Origin of the sequence: Agrobacterium sp. CMT1 (assembly GCF_037203725.1) — a bacterium.
Lineage (GTDB): Bacteria > Pseudomonadota > Alphaproteobacteria > Rhizobiales > Rhizobiaceae > Agrobacterium > Agrobacterium pusense.
In genome coordinates this window covers 165,853-182,876 of record NZ_JBBCAR010000001.1, presented here as the reverse complement: position 1 = coordinate 182,876, position 17,024 = coordinate 165,853, and the positions used below count along the sequence as shown (strand labels likewise).

Sequence of the window (17,024 nt, the reverse complement as noted above, 5' to 3'; positions counted from 1 at the left end):
CACGATCGGTTTCAACCCGGCGACGCCAGTCACATCAGCACGTAATCCACCGGACGCGGATCGGCCGGCAGGTCGGTATCGCCGATCGCCTCGCGCAGATTGATCTCGATTGTGGTGGCAAGGGCATTTATCGGCAGCGCGTTGAGGCCGGTGCCGAAGGGGTCCTCCAGCTCGTCGGACAGCGCATCGAGGCCGAAAAACGTATAGGCGATCAACGTACTCGTGAAAGGCGTCGCCCAGCCCAGCAGATCGGTGAAACCGAACGGCAGGAGAAGGCAGAAAAGATGCGCGGTCCGGTGCAGCAGCAGCGAATAACCGAAAGGAACCGGCGTGTGGCGAATGCGCTCGCACGAAGCCTGTGCGGCACCCATCTGCTGCACGGTCGCATCCAGCATCTGCAACTGTATATCGCTGATCTGGCCTTTGCCATGAGCGGCGACGATGGCGCCGGAGATTTCGCGCAGCAGCATGTCCGGCCTGTTGCGGCTGCGGGCATAGGTCTGCGAAAGGTCCTCCGGAATGAGGTCGGTGGCGACCGTCGCATTCGCCGGACGCAGATGTGAGACCAGCGCGTGACAGAAGGCGATGACAAGATCGGTGATCCGTTTGCGGGTGACGGGATCGGCCACATCCTGCCGGCCTTCCAGCATCACGGTCTGGCGCGAGAGCGTGCGGGCCACGGTAATCAGCGCGCCCCACTGCTTGCGGGCTTCCCACCAGCGGTCGTAACAGGCATTGGCACGAAAACCGAGGAATACGGAAAGCGCGATGCCGAGCAGCGAGAACGGCGCTCCATTTAGCGCCGGCACCAGATCCGGGCGATCCTTGTGCGCCCAGACCACCAGCGTCGACAGCAGGAAAACCGCAAGCACCTGCGGAAAGATGCGGACGATGATGGAGCCGCGCACGATGAGGAAAAGCTGCAGCAGGCTCGGTTTTGGACGAACGATCATGGTGGAAACTCGAAATGCCTGTGGCGGGTGGGGGCGCGTGAAAATGCCCGACCCTATCTACATGCTGGCTACGCGGCCTTGTCCACCCTTTTTTGCGTGGTTGCGCACGGCCGCTGGCAGCGCTACGCGTTTATCGCGGGCATCGTCAATAGATGATCCGACCGTGCGGGGTGGAAGGAAATGTCGCGTGTCACGTTCACAACGGCTTCTTGATCTGTTGCAGATTCTTCGTTCCCACCGCATGCCGGTGAGTGGTGCAGCCCTTGCCGCGAAGACCGGCGTCAGCCTGCGCACGCTTTACCGTGATATAGCAACGCTTCAGGCGCAGGGCGCCGATATCGAGGGCGAAGCGGGCGTGGGTTATGTGCTGCGTCCCGGTTTCCTGCTGCCGCCGTTGATGTTTTCCCAGCACGAAATCGAGGCGCTGGTGCTCGGCTCGCGCTGGGTGGCGGGCCGCGCCGATGCTGGACTGGCGGAGGCTGCGCGCGCCGCACTCGTCAAGATCGCCGCCGTTCTGCCCGAAGCCCTGCGCGAGGAACTCGATCACTCCACCCTGCTTGTCGGTCCGGGGCAGGGGCTTGCGGCCATCCATGTCGATCTGGCGGCCATTCGCGATACGATTCTCAGGGAAAGCAGGGTCGTCATCACCTATCGCGACGAAAAGGGGGACGTGACGGAGCGGGTTATCTGGCCTTTCGCACTCGCTTTTTTCGATCTGGTGCGGGTGGTGCTGGGCTGGTGCGAGACACGGCAGGACTACCGCAGTTTCCGGGCTGACCGCATCGAAAGCTTTCGTCCCCTCGACGGCCGTTATCCGCGCCGCCGCCAGGTGCTGCTGAAAGAATGGCGCGAACGGGAAAAACAGCGGCGGCGGCAACATGCTGACAAAAACTGACAGCATCGGGGTCTAGAAACCGTTCATCCGCAACACAGGAGAACAACCATGACCCACCCCGATTTCACCATTCTTTACGTCGATAATCCGCCGGCCAGCACCGAGTTCTACAAGGCCCTGCTGGGCGTCGATCCCGTCGAAGCCTCCCCGACATTTTCCCTCTTCGTCCTTGCCAACGGCATGAAGCTCGGCCTCTGGTCGCGGCACACGGTGGAACCGAAGGCATCCGTTACGGGCGGCGGCGTCGAACTCGCCTTCCGCGTCGAAAACGACCTTCAGGTGGAAGAGACTTTCGCGAGCTGGAAGGCAAGAGGCGTCGCCATGCTGCAGCAGCCAGCGAAAATGGAGTTCGGTTATACCTTCACGGCCGCCGACCCGGACAGCCATCGCCTCCGGGTCTATGCCTTCGCGAGCTGATGACAAGCGGCTTGGCCGGTTGGTCAAACAAAGCCATCCTCGTCCACGCACGCGGTATTCCGCACGCTCCTGCTCCGCACTCTCCTCATCCCTGTGCTTGTCACAGGAATCCAGTCGACGCGCGTCTGCGCGGAGGGGAGAGCCCTGTCAGCCCAAGGACTTGGGCTGGCTGGATTCCTGGGACAGGCACAGGAATGAGGGCGGTGGGGAGGCGTCCGCGTGTGAAAATCGCACGTCGCATCTGATGCCCTACGTCTTGACCGCCACGACAAAAAGGCGGGGAAACCGCAGAAGCAACCGACCATCCGCCATCGGCGGATAGGCCTCCCTGATACGCCGCGTATAGTCGGCGAGAAAGGCTTCGCGGTTCTCCTCGCCGGCGGCGGCGAGATAGGGGCGCAGCCCCGTGCCCTTCACCCATTCGACAATGCTATCCGCATCTTTCATCGGGTGATTATAGATCGTGTGCCACACATCCACCCGCACGGATTTCGGTGAAAGCGCATCGAAATAGTCCGAAGGTGCGGGCAGGGGTTTGCGCCGCAACCGGCCATCGGAAAAAGTCTGCTTCCATGGGCCCTCGTCACCTGTTTCATGCATCGCGATATGCGTCGGCTCCTGCAGATTGTCAGGCATCTGCACGGCCAGAACGCCGCCGCTTTCCAGCTGGTCCATCAGCTGCGAAAGAATGGCGAGATGATCCGGCACCCACTGGAAAACGGCATTGGCGTAAAGCAGGTCCGCCTTCTGCGCCGGTTTCCAATGCGCGAGGTCGGCCTTGCCGAAGCGGGTGGTCGGCAGCCGGTCCGCTGCCTTCGCCAGCATATCATCATCGCTATCAATACCGGTGATGACATTGACGCCGTAACGGTCTGTCAGAAGCTCGGTGGAATTGCCGGGACCGCAACCGAGGTCATAGCCGTTCAGCACCCGCTCCAGCGGCACCTGGGCCAGGAGATCCCGCGCCGGGCGCGTCCGCTCGTCTTCGAATTTCAGATATTGCTGTGCGGACCATGCCATGATTTTTCTCCTGCGGACTGCCGTCAGATCGTCAGCATCGCATGGGCGAAATCGCCCCGCCATCATTCAATCGATGAATTATTGTGATGAATCTATTCACCAACCTTTTGTTTCGCCTCATAAAACATCCCGGCGGGGCCGCTGCTTTGTTATTTTCCATCAAAATCAGAAATCGCGGCAATTAAAACTTGACCTCATTGAGGGAGAGGCATTCACTCCGGCCGATTTCCCGCACATGCCCGGTTGCGCGCGCACAGCGTTCCTCATCCGGCAATGCATCAGAACAAAAAGACGGAGCGTTTTTTACCGAACGGAAACGCTCGAGACAGGAGACCATCATGAGCGTCGATACCGCACCCCGATCAACCACCTGGACCTATGTTGACGGTCAATGGCTGCCTGGCAATCCGCCGCTCATCGGGCCAACCTCGCATGCCATGTGGCTGGCCTCTACGGTATTCGATGGTGCACGCTGGTTCGATGGCGTCGCGCCTGATCTTGATCTGCACTGCCAGCGCGTCAATCGCTCTGCCGTCAACATGGGCATGAAGCCGACCCTGACCGCCGAGGAAATCGAGGCCCTGGCGCTCGAGGGCGTGAAGAAATTCGACGGCAAGATGGCGATCTACATCAAGCCGATGTACTGGGCCGAACACGGCATGCCCGGCAGCGTCGTTGCACCGGATGCCAGTTCCACCCGGTTTGCGCTCTGCCTTTTCGAAGCGCCGATGGACGCCGGCAAGCCGCTGACGCTCACCGTCTCGCCGCTGCGCCGCCCCTCGCCGGAAACGGCGATGACGGACGCGAAGGCAGGCAGCCTTTATCCGAATAGCGGCCGCGCGATTCTGGAAGCGCGCTCACGCGGTTTCGACAACGCCCTGATGCGGGACATGAACGGCAATGTCGCGGAATCAGCCTCCGCCAACATCTTCATGGTCAAGGACGGCGTCGTTCTCACGCCGGTCCCGAACCGTACCTTCCTTGCCGGCATCACCCGTTCACGCGTGATCGGTCTTCTGCGCCAGGCCGGTTTTGACGTGCGGGAAGCGACGCTTTCGGTTGAGGATTTCCGTGAGGCCGACGAAATCTTCTGCTCCGGCAACTATTCCAAGGTTTCGCCTGTCGTGAAGCTCGACGACCGCGAGCTGCAGGCCGGCCCGGTCGCCCGCAAGGCGCTTGATCTTTACATGGAATGGGCACGTCTCGGCGCAGACGTCTGAATTCTGCATCTATTCGCGTGAAACGGCCATGACAGACATTCGTTCGGTCATGGCCATTTTTTTGCGATGCAAAAAAACCCTGAAAACAGGGGGTAATTTAATCCAATTTTAGAAAACAGAATTGTAGCTTGCGACATCTTCACTTCCGGGCAGCGGGGGCCGCCAGATGTCTTTCAGCATTCGAAATGTACTTGTAGGTTTTTTTCTCACCATCAGCCTTGCACTTGCCGGTTTGGTCGGCAACGAAGCCTGGCGCTCGGTCAATCGCGCCAGCGCCTTTTCTGAGGTTGCGCAGCTTGTCGCGCTCGACAAGCTTCTCTTCAACGCACTTCTGAATTTCCGCAGTGAGCGCGGCGACAGCGCCACCGCGCTCACTGTCGATCCTTCGAAATCGGCGGGCAGCGTCGCCAGCGTGCAGGCGGCGCGTCAGAAGGTGGATGCCGCCATGACGGCCTTTATCGCGCAGTCTCCGTCGATTGCAGATGCGAAGCTCCAGGGGCCGCTCAAGCGCGTGAGCGATGTCTACGCACAGTTCGTCGACCTGCGAAAGAAGGTGGACGCCAATATTTCCCAGCCGCTTGATCGGCGCGAAAACGGCCTCGACAAGACCGTGATGACGCTGGGCGCCGATTTCCTTGCGTCTCTCGAAGCCGGCTCGACTGCGTTGGAAGGCGCCGTCCGTTCGCTGGATCAGGGCCAGACAGGCCTCATTCAGCTGCGATCCTACGGCTGGTCCGCCCGCGCGCTTGGTGGCAGCGCCACCGTTGTCCTCAATGCTGCTGTGGCGCAGAACCGTCCTCTTACCGCCCAGGAAATGCAGCAGCTCGGCGCCTTCGATGCCGGCGCGGCTTTCGCGTGGAAAGCAACGGGCGATCTCGTGGCGCATGAATCGGCGCCGCAATCGCTCAAGGACATCTACGCCACCGCGGACAAGACTTATTTCAAGGGCGATTTCAACGCCCAGCGAACCAAGCTCATCGAAGACCTGAACAATGGCCGCACGCCGTCCTTTACCATGGATAGCTGGCGCACTACCGTCACGGAAAATCTCGGCACGATTGCCAAGATCGCTTCTGCCGCCATGGACGTGCTGGATGCCAACGCCGAGAAGGCGAAACAGGAAGCCTTCACCGATGCGGTGATCTTTCTCGCGGTCTTCGTGGTCACGCTCGCCCTCTGCATTGTCTCGCTTGCCGTCATCGTCGGCCGCGTCACCCGGCCGATCAGCCGGCTGACCAATGCCATGATGGCACTGTCGGGTGGCAATCTCGCAATCGATATCGCTGGCGCAAAACGCGGTGACGAGATCGGCGAGATGGCCCGGGCCGTGGAAGTTTTCCGTGAGGCCGCCATCCGCAATCGGCAGCTGGAGGCGGATGCCGTCGCAAACCGGGAACAGGCCGAACGCGACCGCATCGAGCTGCAGCAGCGTGCCGAGGCCGAAGCCGAAGCACGGCTCAACCAGGCGACGGGTTCGCTGGCAGGCGGCCTGCGCCGCCTCGCCTCGGGCGATATGCTCTGCGAGATCGCCACGCCATTCGCGCCGCAATTCGAGGCGCTACGGCACGATTTCAACAGCTCCGTGCACCAGCTTCGCGAAGCGCTGACCAGCGTCGGCCAGTCCGTGCAGACGGTGAATGGCGGCGCACACGAGGTGTCGTCGGCATCCGACGATCTTTCCCGCCGCACCGAACAGCAGGCCGCCTCCCTGGAAGAGACAGCCGCCGCGCTGGAAGAGATCACCGCCAACGTGTCCGCCACGTCCAAACGCGCCGGCGAAGCGCGCGACACGGTACGGGAAGCGCGGACGAAGGCCGATCTTTCCGGCAAGGTGGTGCGCGATGCCGTTGCCGCCATGGAACGCATCGAACATTCCTCGCGTCAGATCGGTCAGATCATCGGCGTGATCGATGAGATCGCCTTCCAGACCAACCTTCTGGCGCTGAATGCCGGCGTTGAAGCGGCGAGGGCGGGCGATGCCGGCAAGGGCTTTGCCGTCGTTGCACAGGAGGTGCGCGAACTGGCGCAGCGCTCCGCCAATGCGGCCAAGGAAATCAAGCAGCTTATCAATACGTCAGCCGTTGCGGTGGGCGAAGGCGTGAAGCTGGTGGCCGATACCGGCGTCGGGCTTTCCGAGATCGAGCAGCTGGTGCTTTCCGTCAACAGCCACATGGACGCCATCGCGACCGCAGCACAGGAACAGTCTGCCGGCCTTTCCGAGGTCAACACCGCCGTCAACCACATGGATCAGGCCACGCAGCAGAATGCTGCCATGGTCGAGGAAATGAATGCGGCCGGTGCGGGGCTCGCACAGGAATGCGCCAACCTCCAGGCGCTGCTGGCGCAGTTCCAGCTCGGCCACCAGACCTCGGCCCTGCGGGAGACGGCGCGGCAGATGCAGCGCGCTGCAAGTCCGGCCCCTGCGCCGGTCACCTCCGCCCCGAAAGCCCGCCCGATCGCTGCACGCGGCAATGCGGCACTGGCCGTGAAGGGTGACGACTGGACGGAGTTCTGAGTTTCGCCGGCGAGGCCCGCGTCATCAAAGGGCGCGGGCAATGTTGTTACCGAGGCTTCCCCCTCGCGACGTCATCCTCGGGCTCGTCGCGAGGATCTGCAACCGATTGATTTGTGGACGTGCTCGGATCATTGGGACGAGCCCAAAGGATGACGTTGATTAAATGCGCACTATCGCTATCGGCTCCGATGGTCTGACCTGTGCCCAAAAACCGGCGCGGGCCTCATCCCTTCCGCACATCCTCCAGCGCAGCGGCAAGCGCCCTCAGCGGCGCCGTCATATGTTTGTCGCGGCGCATGGCCAGCGCGATCCGGCGTTCGAGTGGCGGCTCGAGCGAACGCCACTCGAGCCCAGATGAGGTGGCTTCCTGCTCCACCGCCATCCTTGGCACGATGGCGAGCCCAAGCCCGGCCCCGGCCAGTTTCTTGATGGCTTCGACGCTGCCGAGTTCCATCGTGGGCTGCACGGTGCGGCCGCTTGCAGCGAACCATTGATCCACCAGCTTGCGCGTATTGCCACCCTCGTAGAGCAGCAACGGCTTTGTCGAAAGCATGTCGGCGGTCAGCGTCGTCGTGGCTGCAATCATGTCGCGGGGAAATACCGCGACCAGCTCATCGAAATGGATATCGCTGATATCGAGGCTGCGGCCGCTGGCGGGCAGGGCCACCACGGCGGCGTCGATCGTGTTGGCCTCCAGGAGCCGCAGGATATCGTGGGTATTGCCCGTCTGCACGACGATCTCGATACCCGGCATGGCACGCCGGATATCGCCCAGCACCGGCGGCAGGAGATAGATGCAGGCGGTGGCGCCCGTGCCGATGCGCAGGCGTCCCGTCACCCCGCTGCGATGCGGCGCGACCGTATCGATGGCATGCGCCACCTCTTCTGCAATCCGCCTTGCATGAATGAGGAAGTCGCGGCCCGCCGCCGTCGGCTGGGCGCGCCTGCCCACCCTCTCGATCAGCCGCACGCCCAGCTGTTTTTCAAGCAGCCTGATGTGCAGGCTGATGGCCGGCTGCGTCACTCCGGCCTTGTCGGCGGCGGCGGAAAAGCTACCGAGATCGGCCACATCCATGAAACTTCGCACTTGCCGAAGGTCGAGATCCATCATCAAAGAAAACCTTATCGTTTGTATAAGTCAGATAACCTTTATTTTGGCTGCGCCGCAATGCACAATGACGGCGTGAATGATCCGCAGGACAAGAGAATGACCCTTTCCACCGTTTCCAGCCTTCTGATCCGCCCCTGTGAAGAGGCGGATATCCCAGCCATTACCGAAATTTACCGGGACGCCGTTTTGCATGGCCGCGCCAGCTTCGAGATCGATCCGCCAACGGCGGAAACGATGGCTGGGCGCCGCCGCCTTCTGGTGGAGGGCAATTTCCCCTATCTCGTCGCTGAGCGTGACGGCAAGGTGGCGGGATATGCCTATGCCGGGGCTTATCGCGCCCGCCCGGCCTATGGCGCGACGGTTGAGGATTCCGTTTACATCGACCCTTCGATGAAAGGCATGGGTATTGGCCGCAAGCTGCTCGACGCGCTCATCAAGGAGGCGACCGTGCGCGGCTTCCGGCAGATGATCGCCGTCATCGGCGACAGCGCAAATGCGGCTTCGGTCGGCGTGCATCGCGCCGCCGGTTTCGAGCACGTCGGAACCTTCAAATCCATCGGCTGGAAACACGGTCAATGGCTGGACACGGTGCTGATGCAGCGCGCACTGGGCGAGGGCGATACCACGCCGCGTTTCTGACCCGCGTCAGGGCTTGGTGGAGCCGGGAATTTCCACCTTCAGCGTATCGCCGGCAAGTTCGCTGCCGAGTTCCACGGCCTTTGTCTTCTTGTCATAGACGCAGATATGGCTGACCGTCACATCCGCGCCCTTTGCCCTGCCGGTCAGGATGGCAAGACCGTAATTCTCGCTGCCAACGGGATCGACGACCGCCTTGGCGTCGTCGATCATGTCTCCGGCTGCGGCAAGACAGGCAGTCTGCACATCCGCCACGAATTCCTTCCACGCATCGTCCGAAGATGCGGACGCAGGCAGGACAGCCGACGAGACGGCAACAAGGAGGGCGGCTGTGTGGATCATCGGGCGTATCATGGAATTTCCTTCCTGCAATCTCGATCAAAAGCGAACCGATAGGGTGGAAAACGGTACGCCAGCGATGTGAAACAAATATGGTGGCGGCTGGCGCGAGAGGAATTTTCTCTTTTGGCGGAACATTTTGATAATTCACAGGTTGCCCAAACAGAGCTTCGCTCCTATGGTCCGCTCACACGGTTTCTAGGAGCGGTAACGCCCTGCAAAAAGGAGTAAAAACCATGGCCTTCGAACTTCCCGAACTCCCCTACGACTACGACGCGCTTGCACCTTACATGTCGCGCGAGACGCTCGAGTTCCATCACGACAAGCACCACAAGGCATATGTCGACAACGGCAACAAGCTTGCAGCTGAAGCCGGTCTTTCCGACCTGTCGCTCGAAGAAGTCGTGAAGAAGTCCTTTGGCACCAATGCCGGTCTCTTCAACAATGCGGCCCAGCACTACAACCACGTTCATTTCTGGAAGTGGATGAAGAAGGGCGGCGGCGGCAACAAGCTGCCGGGCAAGCTCGAGCAGGCTATTGCCTCCGATCTCGGCGGTTACGACAAGTTCAAGGCCGATTTCATCGCAGCCGGCACCACGCAGTTCGGCTCCGGCTGGGCGTGGCTGTCCGTCAAGAACGGCAAGCTCGAAATCTCCAAGACCCCGAACGGCGAAAACCCGCTCGTTCACGGTGCAGAACCGATCCTCGGCGTCGACGTCTGGGAACACTCCTACTACATCGACTACCGCAACCTGCGTCCGAAGTACCTCGAAGCCTTCGTCGATAACCTCATCAACTGGGACTACGTCCTGGAGCGTTACGAAGCTGCTGCCAAGTAAGGCTTGCGACAAGCGTGGTTGCTGATCGAGGCAGCCACCTCTTGCGCGACGTCATCCTCGGCCTTGTGCCGAGGATCCGCGGATGTTCCCTGAAACGGGATGTCAGCAGATGCGCCGGGACAGGCCCGCGCATGGCGACGGAAAGCTTGCGGAACCACCTATTGAACACCCGGCTCTCAGGCCGGGTGTTTTGCTTTGGAGCATATTCTGCTCGTGTCACAAGCCTGTCATCCGCCGGGTTTATCGCGGCGCATCATGACTGAAAAAACAACTCCTCTCTTCTCCTTCGGCATAGTCGCCGATCCCCAATATGCCGATATCGATCCGCGTCCCGAGATGGGCCGTCATTATCGCGGAAGTCCCAAAAAGCTCGCGGAGGCGGTGGATGCCTTCAATCGCGAAGATCTGGCCTTCGTCGTGACGCTGGGCGACATCATCGATCGCGGTTTTGAAAATTTCGATGCGATTCTTGCCGTTTACGACCGGCTTCGCCACCGCTCGCTCCTGCTGCCGGGCAATCACGATTTCGCCGTTGCCGCCGAGCATTTGCCTGGCGTCCACGCCCGCCTCGGCATGGCCGCCGCCTGGCATGATTTTACCGTCGGCGGCATCCGCTTCGCCGTGCTTGATGGCAATGACGTCAGCCTTTTCGCCCCACCGGTCGGCGATCCGCGTCGCACCCTTGCTGCCGAGCGGCTGAAGCGCCTCTCGGAAGTAGGCGCCATCAACGCGCAGGACTGGAACGCCTCGCTTGGCGACGAGCAGTTCGACTGGCTGCGGGCGGTTCTGCAAAAGGCGGATGCGGCGGGCGAAAGAGTCATCGTGCTGTGCCACTACCCTGTCTATCCGGAAAACGCTCATAACATGTGGGACGCGCCGCGCATCCTTGATCTTCTCAACGCCCATACTTGCGCCATCGCATGGTTCAACGGCCATAACCATGAGGGCAATTACGGCGTATCGGGCAATACACATTTCGTGAATTTCAAGGGCATGGTCGACACGCCCGACCAGAACACCTTCGCCATCGCCGATGTCTTTGCCGACCGAATCGCCATTCGCGGTTTCGGGCGGGAGGAGGATCGCCTCTTATGGCTGTGAGTAAGGGATGGCCGGCTGGTTGCTCTGCCAGCCGGCCATCCACAATTGCCGCAGCTTCTCGCCTTCGAGCTTGAAGAAGCTGCCGGTCGCCTGGCAGCTACGCACCCGGTCCGAGCGGAAATTGCGGATCGCCTGCCGCAGCTCGCACCAGGCGACAATATTCACGGTTTCGGAATAATAGATCACCGCGATTGGCCGAACCCGCCGCCGCGTTTCCGCGCCGGCTTCATCGCGATAGATGATTTCCAGCGTCTCCTCGTCGCGCACCGCACGCCTGACCGTCGAGAGATCAAGTCCTGCCGGTGCCGGCGAGATGCTGCCCCAGGCGTGGAGGGCATTGGCGGAAAGGGTCTTTGACAGCGGTTCGGGCAGCGACGCGGCAATCTTGTCGCTCGCCTTCTTCGCGGCCCGGCGCAATTCCATATCGCCGGTGCGGTCGACCATGGCGAGCGCCAGCACGATTGCCTCGGTTTCCTCGATGGAAAACATCAGTGGCGGCAGGTTGAAACCGGGCCGGAGAATATACCCCACGCCGCGTTCCCCTGCGATGGGCACACGCATGGTCTGAAGCGCTGCCATATCGCGATAGACCGAGCGCACTGTTATCTCCAGCATGCCGGCAATCGTCTGCGCGGTCACCGGGCGGCGCGCCAGCCGCAAAATCTGGATGATCTCGAACAGTCTTGAGGCCTTGCGCATTGCCGTCTTCCCGATGGATTTTCCCACGCAACTGACACAACGCTGTCAGTTGGCGTTCCCTATAAACGGAAAAATACATTGAGAAACATGGGTTTCTCGAATGCACCTCTATCCGGTATGAAAGATACTGACATGACTTATGCCGAAAATCTCTGGCTTTTCTTTGTTGTCCTGTTCGGCATCATCATCCTGCCGGGCATGGACATGCTCTTCGTGCTGGCAAGCGCGCTGACAGGTGGCAGGAGAACCGGCCTTTCCGCCGCCGTCGGCATGAGCGCCGGCGGCATCGTGCATTCGCTGTATGGCGCGCTGGGTGTCGGCATGCTTGCCGCATGGATGCCGTCGCTGTTCCTGCCGCTGCTTGTCGTCGGCGCGGCTTACATGGTCTGGATCGGTATCGGCCTGGTGCGCAGTGCGATTGTCGTGAACGGCGATGAGGCTGAGGCAAGCGCTTCGGTGAAAAAGGCATTCTGGCGGGCGGTGTTGACCTGCCTGTCAAACCCGAAGGCCTACCTGTTCATGATGGCCGTCTACCCACAGTTTCTCAAACCCGCCTATGGGCCGATCTGGATGCAGGGGCTGGTGCTGGGTGCGATGGTGGCGGTAACGCAGTTCACCGTTTATGGCGCGCTTGCGCTGACGGCGGATAGAAGCCGCGCATGGCTCGTTTCCTCTCCCGCCGCCACGATCTTCATCGGCCGCATCGCCGGTTTCATGCTGATCGCCGCAGCACTTCTCACATTGTGGGAAGCCTTGTCTTAGGCTTCTGTTTTCACGATGGAATTCACCGCAATGTGACTTCTTTTCGCCATGTGGAAAGGGCATCCTCGCGGCGTTCCATCAAGCGTCCGGCGCCCGCCGGAATCAAGGAGAGAGTGTATGAAACTGAAAACAATTGCAGCGGCCACGCTGTTCGGCTGTCTTTGCGCCGGAGCGGTCTATGCTGCCGGCGAAGTCGAAAAACGTGAAGGCATGATGAAGCAGATCGGTGGCTCCATGGGAGCGCTCGCCGCCATCTCCAAGGGCCAGAAGCCTTTCGACGCCGAAGCCGTCAAGGCCGCCGTGACGACCATCAGCACCAATGCCAAGGCTTTCCCCGACCAGTTCCCCGCCGGCACCGAGACCGGCAGCGCGGCAGCGCCCGCGATCTGGGAAAACTTCGAGGACTTCAAGGCCAAGTCCGCCAAGCTCGGCGCAGATGCGGATAAGATTCTCGCCAATCTCCCCACCGATCAGGCGGGTGTAACCACCGCCATGCAGACGTTGGGCGCCGATTGCGGCACCTGCCACCAGACCTATCGCCTGAAGAAATAATCGAACGAGTTTGAAACGCCGCTCCCGGGCGGCGTTTTTCCGTCACGAAAGACACCTGACCTTGTCAGGGGAGAATGGGGAGAGGGGCATGTCTTCCATTTGGACGAAGCTTGTGGGCGGGATCGTGGTCGCGGCCGTTGCGGGCTACGGGATTTTCGCATGGGTGACCGCGCCGCAGCGCCAGGCGCCCAGCCATTGGGTGAGCCTCGGTGAGCCGGATCTCGCCAATGGCGAGACGCTGTTCTGGGCGGGCGGCTGCGCAAGCTGTCATGCCGCGCCGGATGCTAAGGGTGAAGCGCTGTTGACGCTTTCAGGCGGGCAGGCACTGAAAAGCCCCTTCGGCACCTTTCATGTTCCAAATATTTCGTCTGATCCGCAGCACGGCATCGGCGGCTGGACGCTGGCGGAATTTGGCGATGCCATGACGCGTGGTGTGGGAAAGAACGGCGAACATCTCTATCCCTCCTTCCCCTATGCCTCTTATGCCCGGATGACGCAGAAGGACATCAATGACCTCTTCGGTTATCTGAAGGCCCTGCCGGCGAGCCAGAACGATGCGCCCGACCACGATCTGCCGTTCCCCTTCAACATGCGCATGGCGCTCGGCGGCTGGAAGTTCCTGTATTTCGACCCTTCGGCACCGCCGCGCGTCGAGCTGGCCAATGCCAATGCCGAACTTCTGCGTGGCCAATATCTGGTGGAAGGTCCGGGCCATTGCGGCGAATGCCACACGCCGCGCAATGCGCTCGGTGGCTTCCTGAAGGGCAAGTGGCTGGCCGGCGGCCCCAATCCGGAAGGCGAAGGCCGCATTCCGGACATTACCCCCGGCTCGCAAAGCATCGGAAGCTGGGCCGAGGCCGATATTTCGAGCTATCTCGAAACCGGCTTCACCCCGGAATTCGACAGTGTCGGCGGTTCCATGGTGAAGGTGCAGCAGAACATGGCGCATCTGACAGCCGAGGACCGCGACGCGATCGCCGCCTATCTGAAGGCGATCCCGGCGCGCTGAGGGTCCCGTTGGCATGCGTGCCCATTGACTCCCGTCCCCACGCGGCGGATAACAACGCTGTGATGGTTCCTTCCGGGCGTTCCGGAAGGTGAAAAGGGAACACGATAGGGAGAAATCCTCATTCGTGGCTGCCCCCGCAACTGTGAGCGGAGAGCCTGAAACGAAATGCCACTGGCAGACCCTTCGACCGAACCGGCGTTTCCGGTTGAGGCGAGGTGATGCCGGGAAGGTGTTTCAGGTTTTGACCCGTAAGCCAGGAGACCTGCCATCACGGAAATGTCCATGCCGGCGGGGTGTCCGGAAGAGCGGAATGTCAGGGTGGCGAGATCGATGCCCCCTGTGTCAGTCTCGTATCCCCGTGGTGAAGTGTATCGCAGGCGGTCGCATGGCTTTGCCGTTCGACCGCATCCAGAGGCGCGGGGTCGCGCCGGAGAGGGGTCACCATGTCCATCCACCAGAATACGGCCAATTCAGCCGTTTCAGCAAAAACGGGCAGCTTCGCGCAATCGCTGACGGCGATCGTGCTTGGCCTGTTCGTTGTCGGTTTTGTCGGTTTCTCGCATGTGGAAGCCGTTCACAATGCCGCCCATGACACGCGTCATGCCAATGCCTTCCCCTGCCATTGAGGGGAATGTCATGTCGTCTTTTCGCAATATCGTCTTTACCGCCGTTCTCGTCGGCATCCTCGGCGGCTTAGCCGTTTCAGCCATGCAGGCCTTCGGCACCACGCCGCTCATCCTTCAGGCAGAGACCTATGAGGGCGCGGGCGGTGAAGCTGCCCACAGCCACGAGGCCACGGCGCCCGGTGCTGTGGTTCCCGCCCACGAGCACAATGAAGAGGCCTGGGCTCCGGCCGATGGTTTAGAACGCACTGCCTATACGGTTGCCGCCAATGTCCTGACTGCGATCGGTTATGCGTTGGTGCTGACCGGACTGATTTCGCTGCGCGGCACCAATGGCGGCTGGCGTGAGGGGCTTTTGTGGGGCATTGCCGGATTTGCCGCCGTCATGCTCGCCCCGATGATCGGCCTGCCGCCGGAACTGCCGGGCAGCCCCGCCGCAGCACTTGAGGCACGGCAGATCTGGTGGCTCGCAACCGTTGCCGTAACAGCCGGCGGCATCGCGCTGATCGCCTTCCGTCGCGAACCCTGGGCCATCGTCCTGGCGCTGGTGCTGATCGTCGCGCCGCATGTGGTGGGTGCGCCCCTGCCGCCGGAAGGCGAACATGCACTGGCACCGCTGCCGCTGGAGCGTCAGTTCATCGTCGCCGCTACGGTTACGAGCTTCGTCTTCTGGGCTTTGCTCGGAACATTGAGCACGTTTTTCCTCAAGCGCTTCCAGTCGGCCTAAGTCATGGAGGACGCAGCGGATTGGAGTGAGGAACTCGATGCGCTGCGTTTTACGGTTCCCGGTCACGGCGCTTACTGCGCCGTGCATCGTCTCGCCTTCAAGGCGGTGCTGGGCCCTAGCCCGGCGGATGAGGCGGCTCGTGCCTTTTTCCAACACCATCAGGCCGCCTTTGTGGCGGCGGCACTCGCCAAGATCAAACGTGCAAATTTACCCGCCGGCCGCAGCCTGCATCTGAACAGCCGCGATATTCGCCGGGCGATTGCCGGGGAGGGCGGCGATCACACAGCACGTGTGTGCCGGGTGCTGGATCAGCGATAATCATCGCTGTTCTCACCTCCGTCATCCCGGCCCTGATCCGGAATCCAGCCAGCCCAAGTCCTTGGGCTGAAAGAAGTCATCTCGCCGCGCAGATGCGCGTCGGCTGGATTCCGGCTAAAGGTCGGAATGACGGGGAGTAGGGGAGTGCAAACAACCGAGGCGGCTATGCCTCAGCGATGCTCCGCCGCAAAAACCTGAAGTTCGGCCTCGGCTTCCGGACCAAAGAGGCCGAGGCTTTTCAGAATTTCCACCGCGAAACTGACCGGCGCGCTGCCGGCCGCGGTAATGATGCCGCCATCGTTGACCGCTTTCGGCTGGTCGCGGTAAAGCGTCTCGCCGCCATAGGCCGAATAGGCCCTGTGCGAAGCCAGCGAATTGCCGGTATGGGCAACGGCGTTCAGAACGCCCGTGCCTGCCAGCGCACTTGCCGCCGCGCAGATGCCGGCCACCAGTCGGTTCTTCTCGCGAAACCGGCGCACCAGTTCGCCGAGATCGGCAGCTGTTCCCTTTTCCCAGCTCAGGCCTCCGGGAATGACCAGCGCATCGATGTCAACGGCATCGAGCGCGTCATAGGATGTATCCGGCGTCACCTTCAGCCCGCCCATCGAGGTTACCGGCCGTCCGTCCGGCGTGGCATAGACGATTTCGACACCGAGATAGCTGCGCGCCGCGGCGGCAAGCAGCGCCGGCTCCCAGTCCGCAAAATCCTGGGCGAGCGCAATGGCGATCCGTGTCATGGTCGTCTCCGTGTTTTTTAATCAGGCGATGGACTGCATATAGCGCATGCCGGTCACCGGGCGGGGCGCGAAATCCATGTTTTCGTAGAAACGATGCGCCGCCACATTGCCGGTCGTGGCGCTGACGGAAAGATAGTCGCAGCCGAGACGCTTGGCGATATCGCGGGCCCGGGAAACCAGATGCTGGCCGGTGCCATGGCCACGATGACCGTCGCGCACGAAGAGATGATGCAGTTCGAGCCCGCGGCGGCCCTCCTGCGCCCTGTAGAGCGGCAGAAGCAGGGCGTAACCGATCAACGCGCCATCGGCCTCGGCCACGAGACCATGCACCCAGGGCAGCGGGCCGAACAGGTCGCGCTCCAGTTTCGCCGGCGTGATCGCCGCCGCATCGCCGTGGTAGGAGGCCAGCAGCGTGATCATCTCGTTGAGTTCGGGCAGATCCGTCTTGCGCGCGCCACGGATGATGACGACGGGCGGTCTTTCCAGTGTCAGGGAGCTATCTTCGGTCATTTTTTCGGTCCTTTGGTCTTATCGGTGCCGTCAGGACGTTT

General features: G+C 61.5%; 20 protein-coding genes and 1 riboswitch. Of the genes, 13 read left to right on the top strand and 7 right to left on the bottom strand.

The features are described from left to right. Positions 1–29 precede the first annotated feature (29 nt). The gene (locus WA845_RS01050; RefSeq protein ID WP_045532508.1) at positions 30–953 is read right to left on the bottom strand and encodes a bestrophin family protein; all 924 of its coding nucleotides are present in this window, start codon (positions 951–953) and stop codon (positions 30–32) included. 187 nt (positions 954–1,140) lie between these two features. Here WA845_RS01050 and WA845_RS01045 point away from each other — a divergent pair, with 187 nt between their 5' ends. Together WA845_RS01045 and WA845_RS01040 are read left to right on the top strand one after the other, a co-directional pair. Next, positions 1,141–1,848 carry an HTH domain-containing protein gene (locus WA845_RS01045; protein ID WP_112553441.1) on the top strand — a complete coding sequence of 236 codons (708 nt, stop codon included), beginning with the start codon at positions 1,141–1,143 and terminating at the stop codon, positions 1,846–1,848. Positions 1,849–1,896: 48 nt separating this feature from the next. Further along, on the top strand, positions 1,897–2,265 hold the full coding sequence (locus tag WA845_RS01040; protein ID WP_004440552.1) for a VOC family protein: 369 nt from the start codon (positions 1,897–1,899) through the stop codon (positions 2,263–2,265). A 249-nt stretch (positions 2,266–2,514) separates the two neighbouring features. Here WA845_RS01040 and tam read toward each other — a convergent pair whose 3' ends face one another. After that, entirely contained in the window at positions 2,515–3,285 is a 771-nt protein-coding gene (gene tam / locus WA845_RS01035) for a trans-aconitate 2-methyltransferase (RefSeq protein ID WP_112553443.1), read from the bottom strand. A gap of 338 nt (positions 3,286–3,623) precedes the next feature. On the opposite strand from tam, the gene WA845_RS01030 reads away from it, so the two are divergent. Together WA845_RS01030 and WA845_RS01025 are read left to right on the top strand one after the other, a co-directional pair. Further along, positions 3,624–4,505 (top strand): branched-chain amino acid aminotransferase, encoded by an 882-nt coding sequence (locus WA845_RS01030; RefSeq protein WP_112553445.1) that lies wholly within the window; start codon positions 3,624–3,626, stop codon positions 4,503–4,505. Between the two features lie 166 nt (positions 4,506–4,671). After that, positions 4,672–7,020: a methyl-accepting chemotaxis protein gene (locus WA845_RS01025; protein ID WP_034495901.1), complete on the top strand. Its 2,349-nt coding sequence runs from the start codon at positions 4,672–4,674 to the stop codon at positions 7,018–7,020. 223 nt (positions 7,021–7,243) lie between these two features. Here the strand turns inward: WA845_RS01025 and WA845_RS01020 are convergent, their stop codons facing one another. Then, positions 7,244–8,131 (bottom strand): LysR substrate-binding domain-containing protein, encoded by an 888-nt coding sequence (locus WA845_RS01020; protein WP_112553447.1) that lies wholly within the window; start codon positions 8,129–8,131, stop codon positions 7,244–7,246. A gap of 96 nt (positions 8,132–8,227) precedes the next feature. Here WA845_RS01020 and WA845_RS01015 point away from each other — a divergent pair, with 96 nt between their 5' ends. Beyond that, positions 8,228–8,770: a GNAT family N-acetyltransferase gene (locus tag WA845_RS01015; protein WP_107341014.1), complete on the top strand. Its 543-nt coding sequence runs from the start codon at positions 8,228–8,230 to the stop codon at positions 8,768–8,770. Between the two features lie 6 nt (positions 8,771–8,776). On the opposite strand, the gene WA845_RS01010 is transcribed toward WA845_RS01015, so the two are convergent. Then, complete coding sequence (locus WA845_RS01010) at positions 8,777–9,121, bottom strand: hypothetical protein (RefSeq protein ID WP_004440563.1); 345 nt, start codon at positions 9,119–9,121, stop codon at positions 8,777–8,779. Positions 9,122–9,342: 221 nt separating this feature from the next. Between WA845_RS01010 and WA845_RS01005 the strand changes: the two genes are divergently transcribed. Both WA845_RS01005 and WA845_RS01000 read left to right on the top strand, forming a co-directional pair. Beyond that, positions 9,343–9,945, top strand: coding sequence for a superoxide dismutase (locus WA845_RS01005; protein ID WP_006700042.1), 603 nt, complete (start codon positions 9,343–9,345; stop codon positions 9,943–9,945). Positions 9,946–10,200: 255 nt separating this feature from the next. Next, on the top strand, positions 10,201–11,046 hold the full coding sequence (locus tag WA845_RS01000; RefSeq protein ID WP_112553614.1) for a metallophosphoesterase: 846 nt from the start codon (positions 10,201–10,203) through the stop codon (positions 11,044–11,046). Here WA845_RS01000 and WA845_RS00995 read toward each other — a convergent pair. Then, entirely contained in the window at positions 11,035–11,745 is a 711-nt protein-coding gene (locus WA845_RS00995) for an HTH domain-containing protein (protein ID WP_112553449.1), read from the bottom strand. The genes WA845_RS01000 and WA845_RS00995 overlap by 12 nt on opposite strands. A gap of 132 nt (positions 11,746–11,877) precedes the next feature. Here WA845_RS00995 and WA845_RS00990 point away from each other — a divergent pair, with 132 nt between their 5' ends. The 6 genes from WA845_RS00990 (at position 11,878) to WA845_RS00965 (ending at position 15,736) form a co-directional block, all read left to right on the top strand. Further along, positions 11,878–12,507, top strand: coding sequence for a LysE family transporter (locus tag WA845_RS00990; protein ID WP_112553615.1), 630 nt, complete (start codon positions 11,878–11,880; stop codon positions 12,505–12,507). A gap of 117 nt (positions 12,508–12,624) precedes the next feature. After that, on the top strand, positions 12,625–13,059 hold the full coding sequence (locus WA845_RS00985) for a c-type cytochrome (protein ID WP_006700046.1): 435 nt from the start codon (positions 12,625–12,627) through the stop codon (positions 13,057–13,059). A gap of 88 nt (positions 13,060–13,147) precedes the next feature. Then, a complete protein-coding gene (locus tag WA845_RS00980) occupies positions 13,148–14,068 on the top strand; it encodes a c-type cytochrome (protein WP_004440571.1) in 921 nt (306 codons plus the stop codon). A gap of 46 nt (positions 14,069–14,114) precedes the next feature. After that, a riboswitch (cobalamin riboswitch) is annotated at positions 14,115–14,352 on the top strand. Between the two features lie 159 nt (positions 14,353–14,511). Next, on the top strand, positions 14,512–14,694 hold the full coding sequence (locus tag WA845_RS00975) for a CbtB domain-containing protein (RefSeq protein ID WP_004440573.1): 183 nt from the start codon (positions 14,512–14,514) through the stop codon (positions 14,692–14,694). A 10-nt stretch (positions 14,695–14,704) separates the two neighbouring features. After that, positions 14,705–15,418, top strand: coding sequence for a CbtA family protein (locus WA845_RS00970; protein ID WP_112553451.1), 714 nt, complete (start codon positions 14,705–14,707; stop codon positions 15,416–15,418). Between the two features lie 3 nt (positions 15,419–15,421). After that, positions 15,422–15,736: a hypothetical protein gene (locus WA845_RS00965; RefSeq protein ID WP_112553453.1), complete on the top strand. Its 315-nt coding sequence runs from the start codon at positions 15,422–15,424 to the stop codon at positions 15,734–15,736. A 170-nt stretch (positions 15,737–15,906) separates the two neighbouring features. Here the strand turns inward: WA845_RS00965 and WA845_RS00960 are convergent, their stop codons facing one another. Together WA845_RS00960 and WA845_RS00955 are read right to left on the bottom strand one after the other, a co-directional pair. Continuing rightward, complete coding sequence (locus tag WA845_RS00960; RefSeq protein ID WP_004440580.1) at positions 15,907–16,473, bottom strand: type 1 glutamine amidotransferase family protein; 567 nt, start codon at positions 16,471–16,473, stop codon at positions 15,907–15,909. Between the two features lie 21 nt (positions 16,474–16,494). Then, a complete protein-coding gene (locus WA845_RS00955) occupies positions 16,495–16,983 on the bottom strand; it encodes a GNAT family N-acetyltransferase (protein WP_003509304.1) in 489 nt (162 codons plus the stop codon). Between the last annotated feature and the right edge of the window lie 41 nt (positions 16,984–17,024).

What these genes read in the sequence shown, in the direction of transcription:
- WA845_RS01040 (WP_004440552.1), top strand. Translation starts at nt 1,897, where the DNA reads ATGACCCACCCCGATTTCACCATTCTTTACGTCGATAATCCGCCGGCC.
- WA845_RS00980 (WP_004440571.1), top strand. Translation starts at nt 13,148, where the DNA reads ATGTCTTCCATTTGGACGAAGCTTGTGGGCGGGATCGTGGTCGCGGCC.
- WA845_RS01000 (WP_112553614.1), top strand. Translation starts at nt 10,201, where the DNA reads ATGACTGAAAAAACAACTCCTCTCTTCTCCTTCGGCATAGTCGCCGAT.
- WA845_RS00960 (WP_004440580.1), bottom strand. Translation starts at nt 16,473, where the DNA reads ATGACACGGATCGCCATTGCGCTCGCCCAGGATTTTGCGGACTGGGAG.
- tam (WP_112553443.1), bottom strand. Translation starts at nt 3,285, where the DNA reads ATGGCATGGTCCGCACAGCAATATCTGAAATTCGAAGACGAGCGGACG.
- WA845_RS00965 (WP_112553453.1), top strand. Translation starts at nt 15,422, where the DNA reads ATGGAGGACGCAGCGGATTGGAGTGAGGAACTCGATGCGCTGCGTTTT.
- WA845_RS01010 (WP_004440563.1), bottom strand. Translation starts at nt 9,121, where the DNA reads ATGATACGCCCGATGATCCACACAGCCGCCCTCCTTGTTGCCGTCTCG.
- WA845_RS01030 (WP_112553445.1), top strand. Translation starts at nt 3,624, where the DNA reads ATGAGCGTCGATACCGCACCCCGATCAACCACCTGGACCTATGTTGAC.
- WA845_RS00995 (WP_112553449.1), bottom strand. Translation starts at nt 11,745, where the DNA reads ATGCGCAAGGCCTCAAGACTGTTCGAGATCATCCAGATTTTGCGGCTG.
- WA845_RS01050 (WP_045532508.1), bottom strand. Translation starts at nt 953, where the DNA reads ATGATCGTTCGTCCAAAACCGAGCCTGCTGCAGCTTTTCCTCATCGTG.
- WA845_RS00975 (WP_004440573.1), top strand. Translation starts at nt 14,512, where the DNA reads ATGTCCATCCACCAGAATACGGCCAATTCAGCCGTTTCAGCAAAAACG.
- WA845_RS00970 (WP_112553451.1), top strand. Translation starts at nt 14,705, where the DNA reads ATGTCGTCTTTTCGCAATATCGTCTTTACCGCCGTTCTCGTCGGCATC.
- WA845_RS01005 (WP_006700042.1), top strand. Translation starts at nt 9,343, where the DNA reads ATGGCCTTCGAACTTCCCGAACTCCCCTACGACTACGACGCGCTTGCA.
- WA845_RS00990 (WP_112553615.1), top strand. Translation starts at nt 11,878, where the DNA reads ATGACTTATGCCGAAAATCTCTGGCTTTTCTTTGTTGTCCTGTTCGGC.
- WA845_RS00955 (WP_003509304.1), bottom strand. Translation starts at nt 16,983, where the DNA reads ATGACCGAAGATAGCTCCCTGACACTGGAAAGACCGCCCGTCGTCATC.
- WA845_RS00985 (WP_006700046.1), top strand. Translation starts at nt 12,625, where the DNA reads ATGAAACTGAAAACAATTGCAGCGGCCACGCTGTTCGGCTGTCTTTGC.
- WA845_RS01015 (WP_107341014.1), top strand. Translation starts at nt 8,228, where the DNA reads ATGACCCTTTCCACCGTTTCCAGCCTTCTGATCCGCCCCTGTGAAGAG.
- WA845_RS01025 (WP_034495901.1), top strand. Translation starts at nt 4,672, where the DNA reads ATGTCTTTCAGCATTCGAAATGTACTTGTAGGTTTTTTTCTCACCATC.
- WA845_RS01020 (WP_112553447.1), bottom strand. Translation starts at nt 8,131, where the DNA reads ATGATGGATCTCGACCTTCGGCAAGTGCGAAGTTTCATGGATGTGGCC.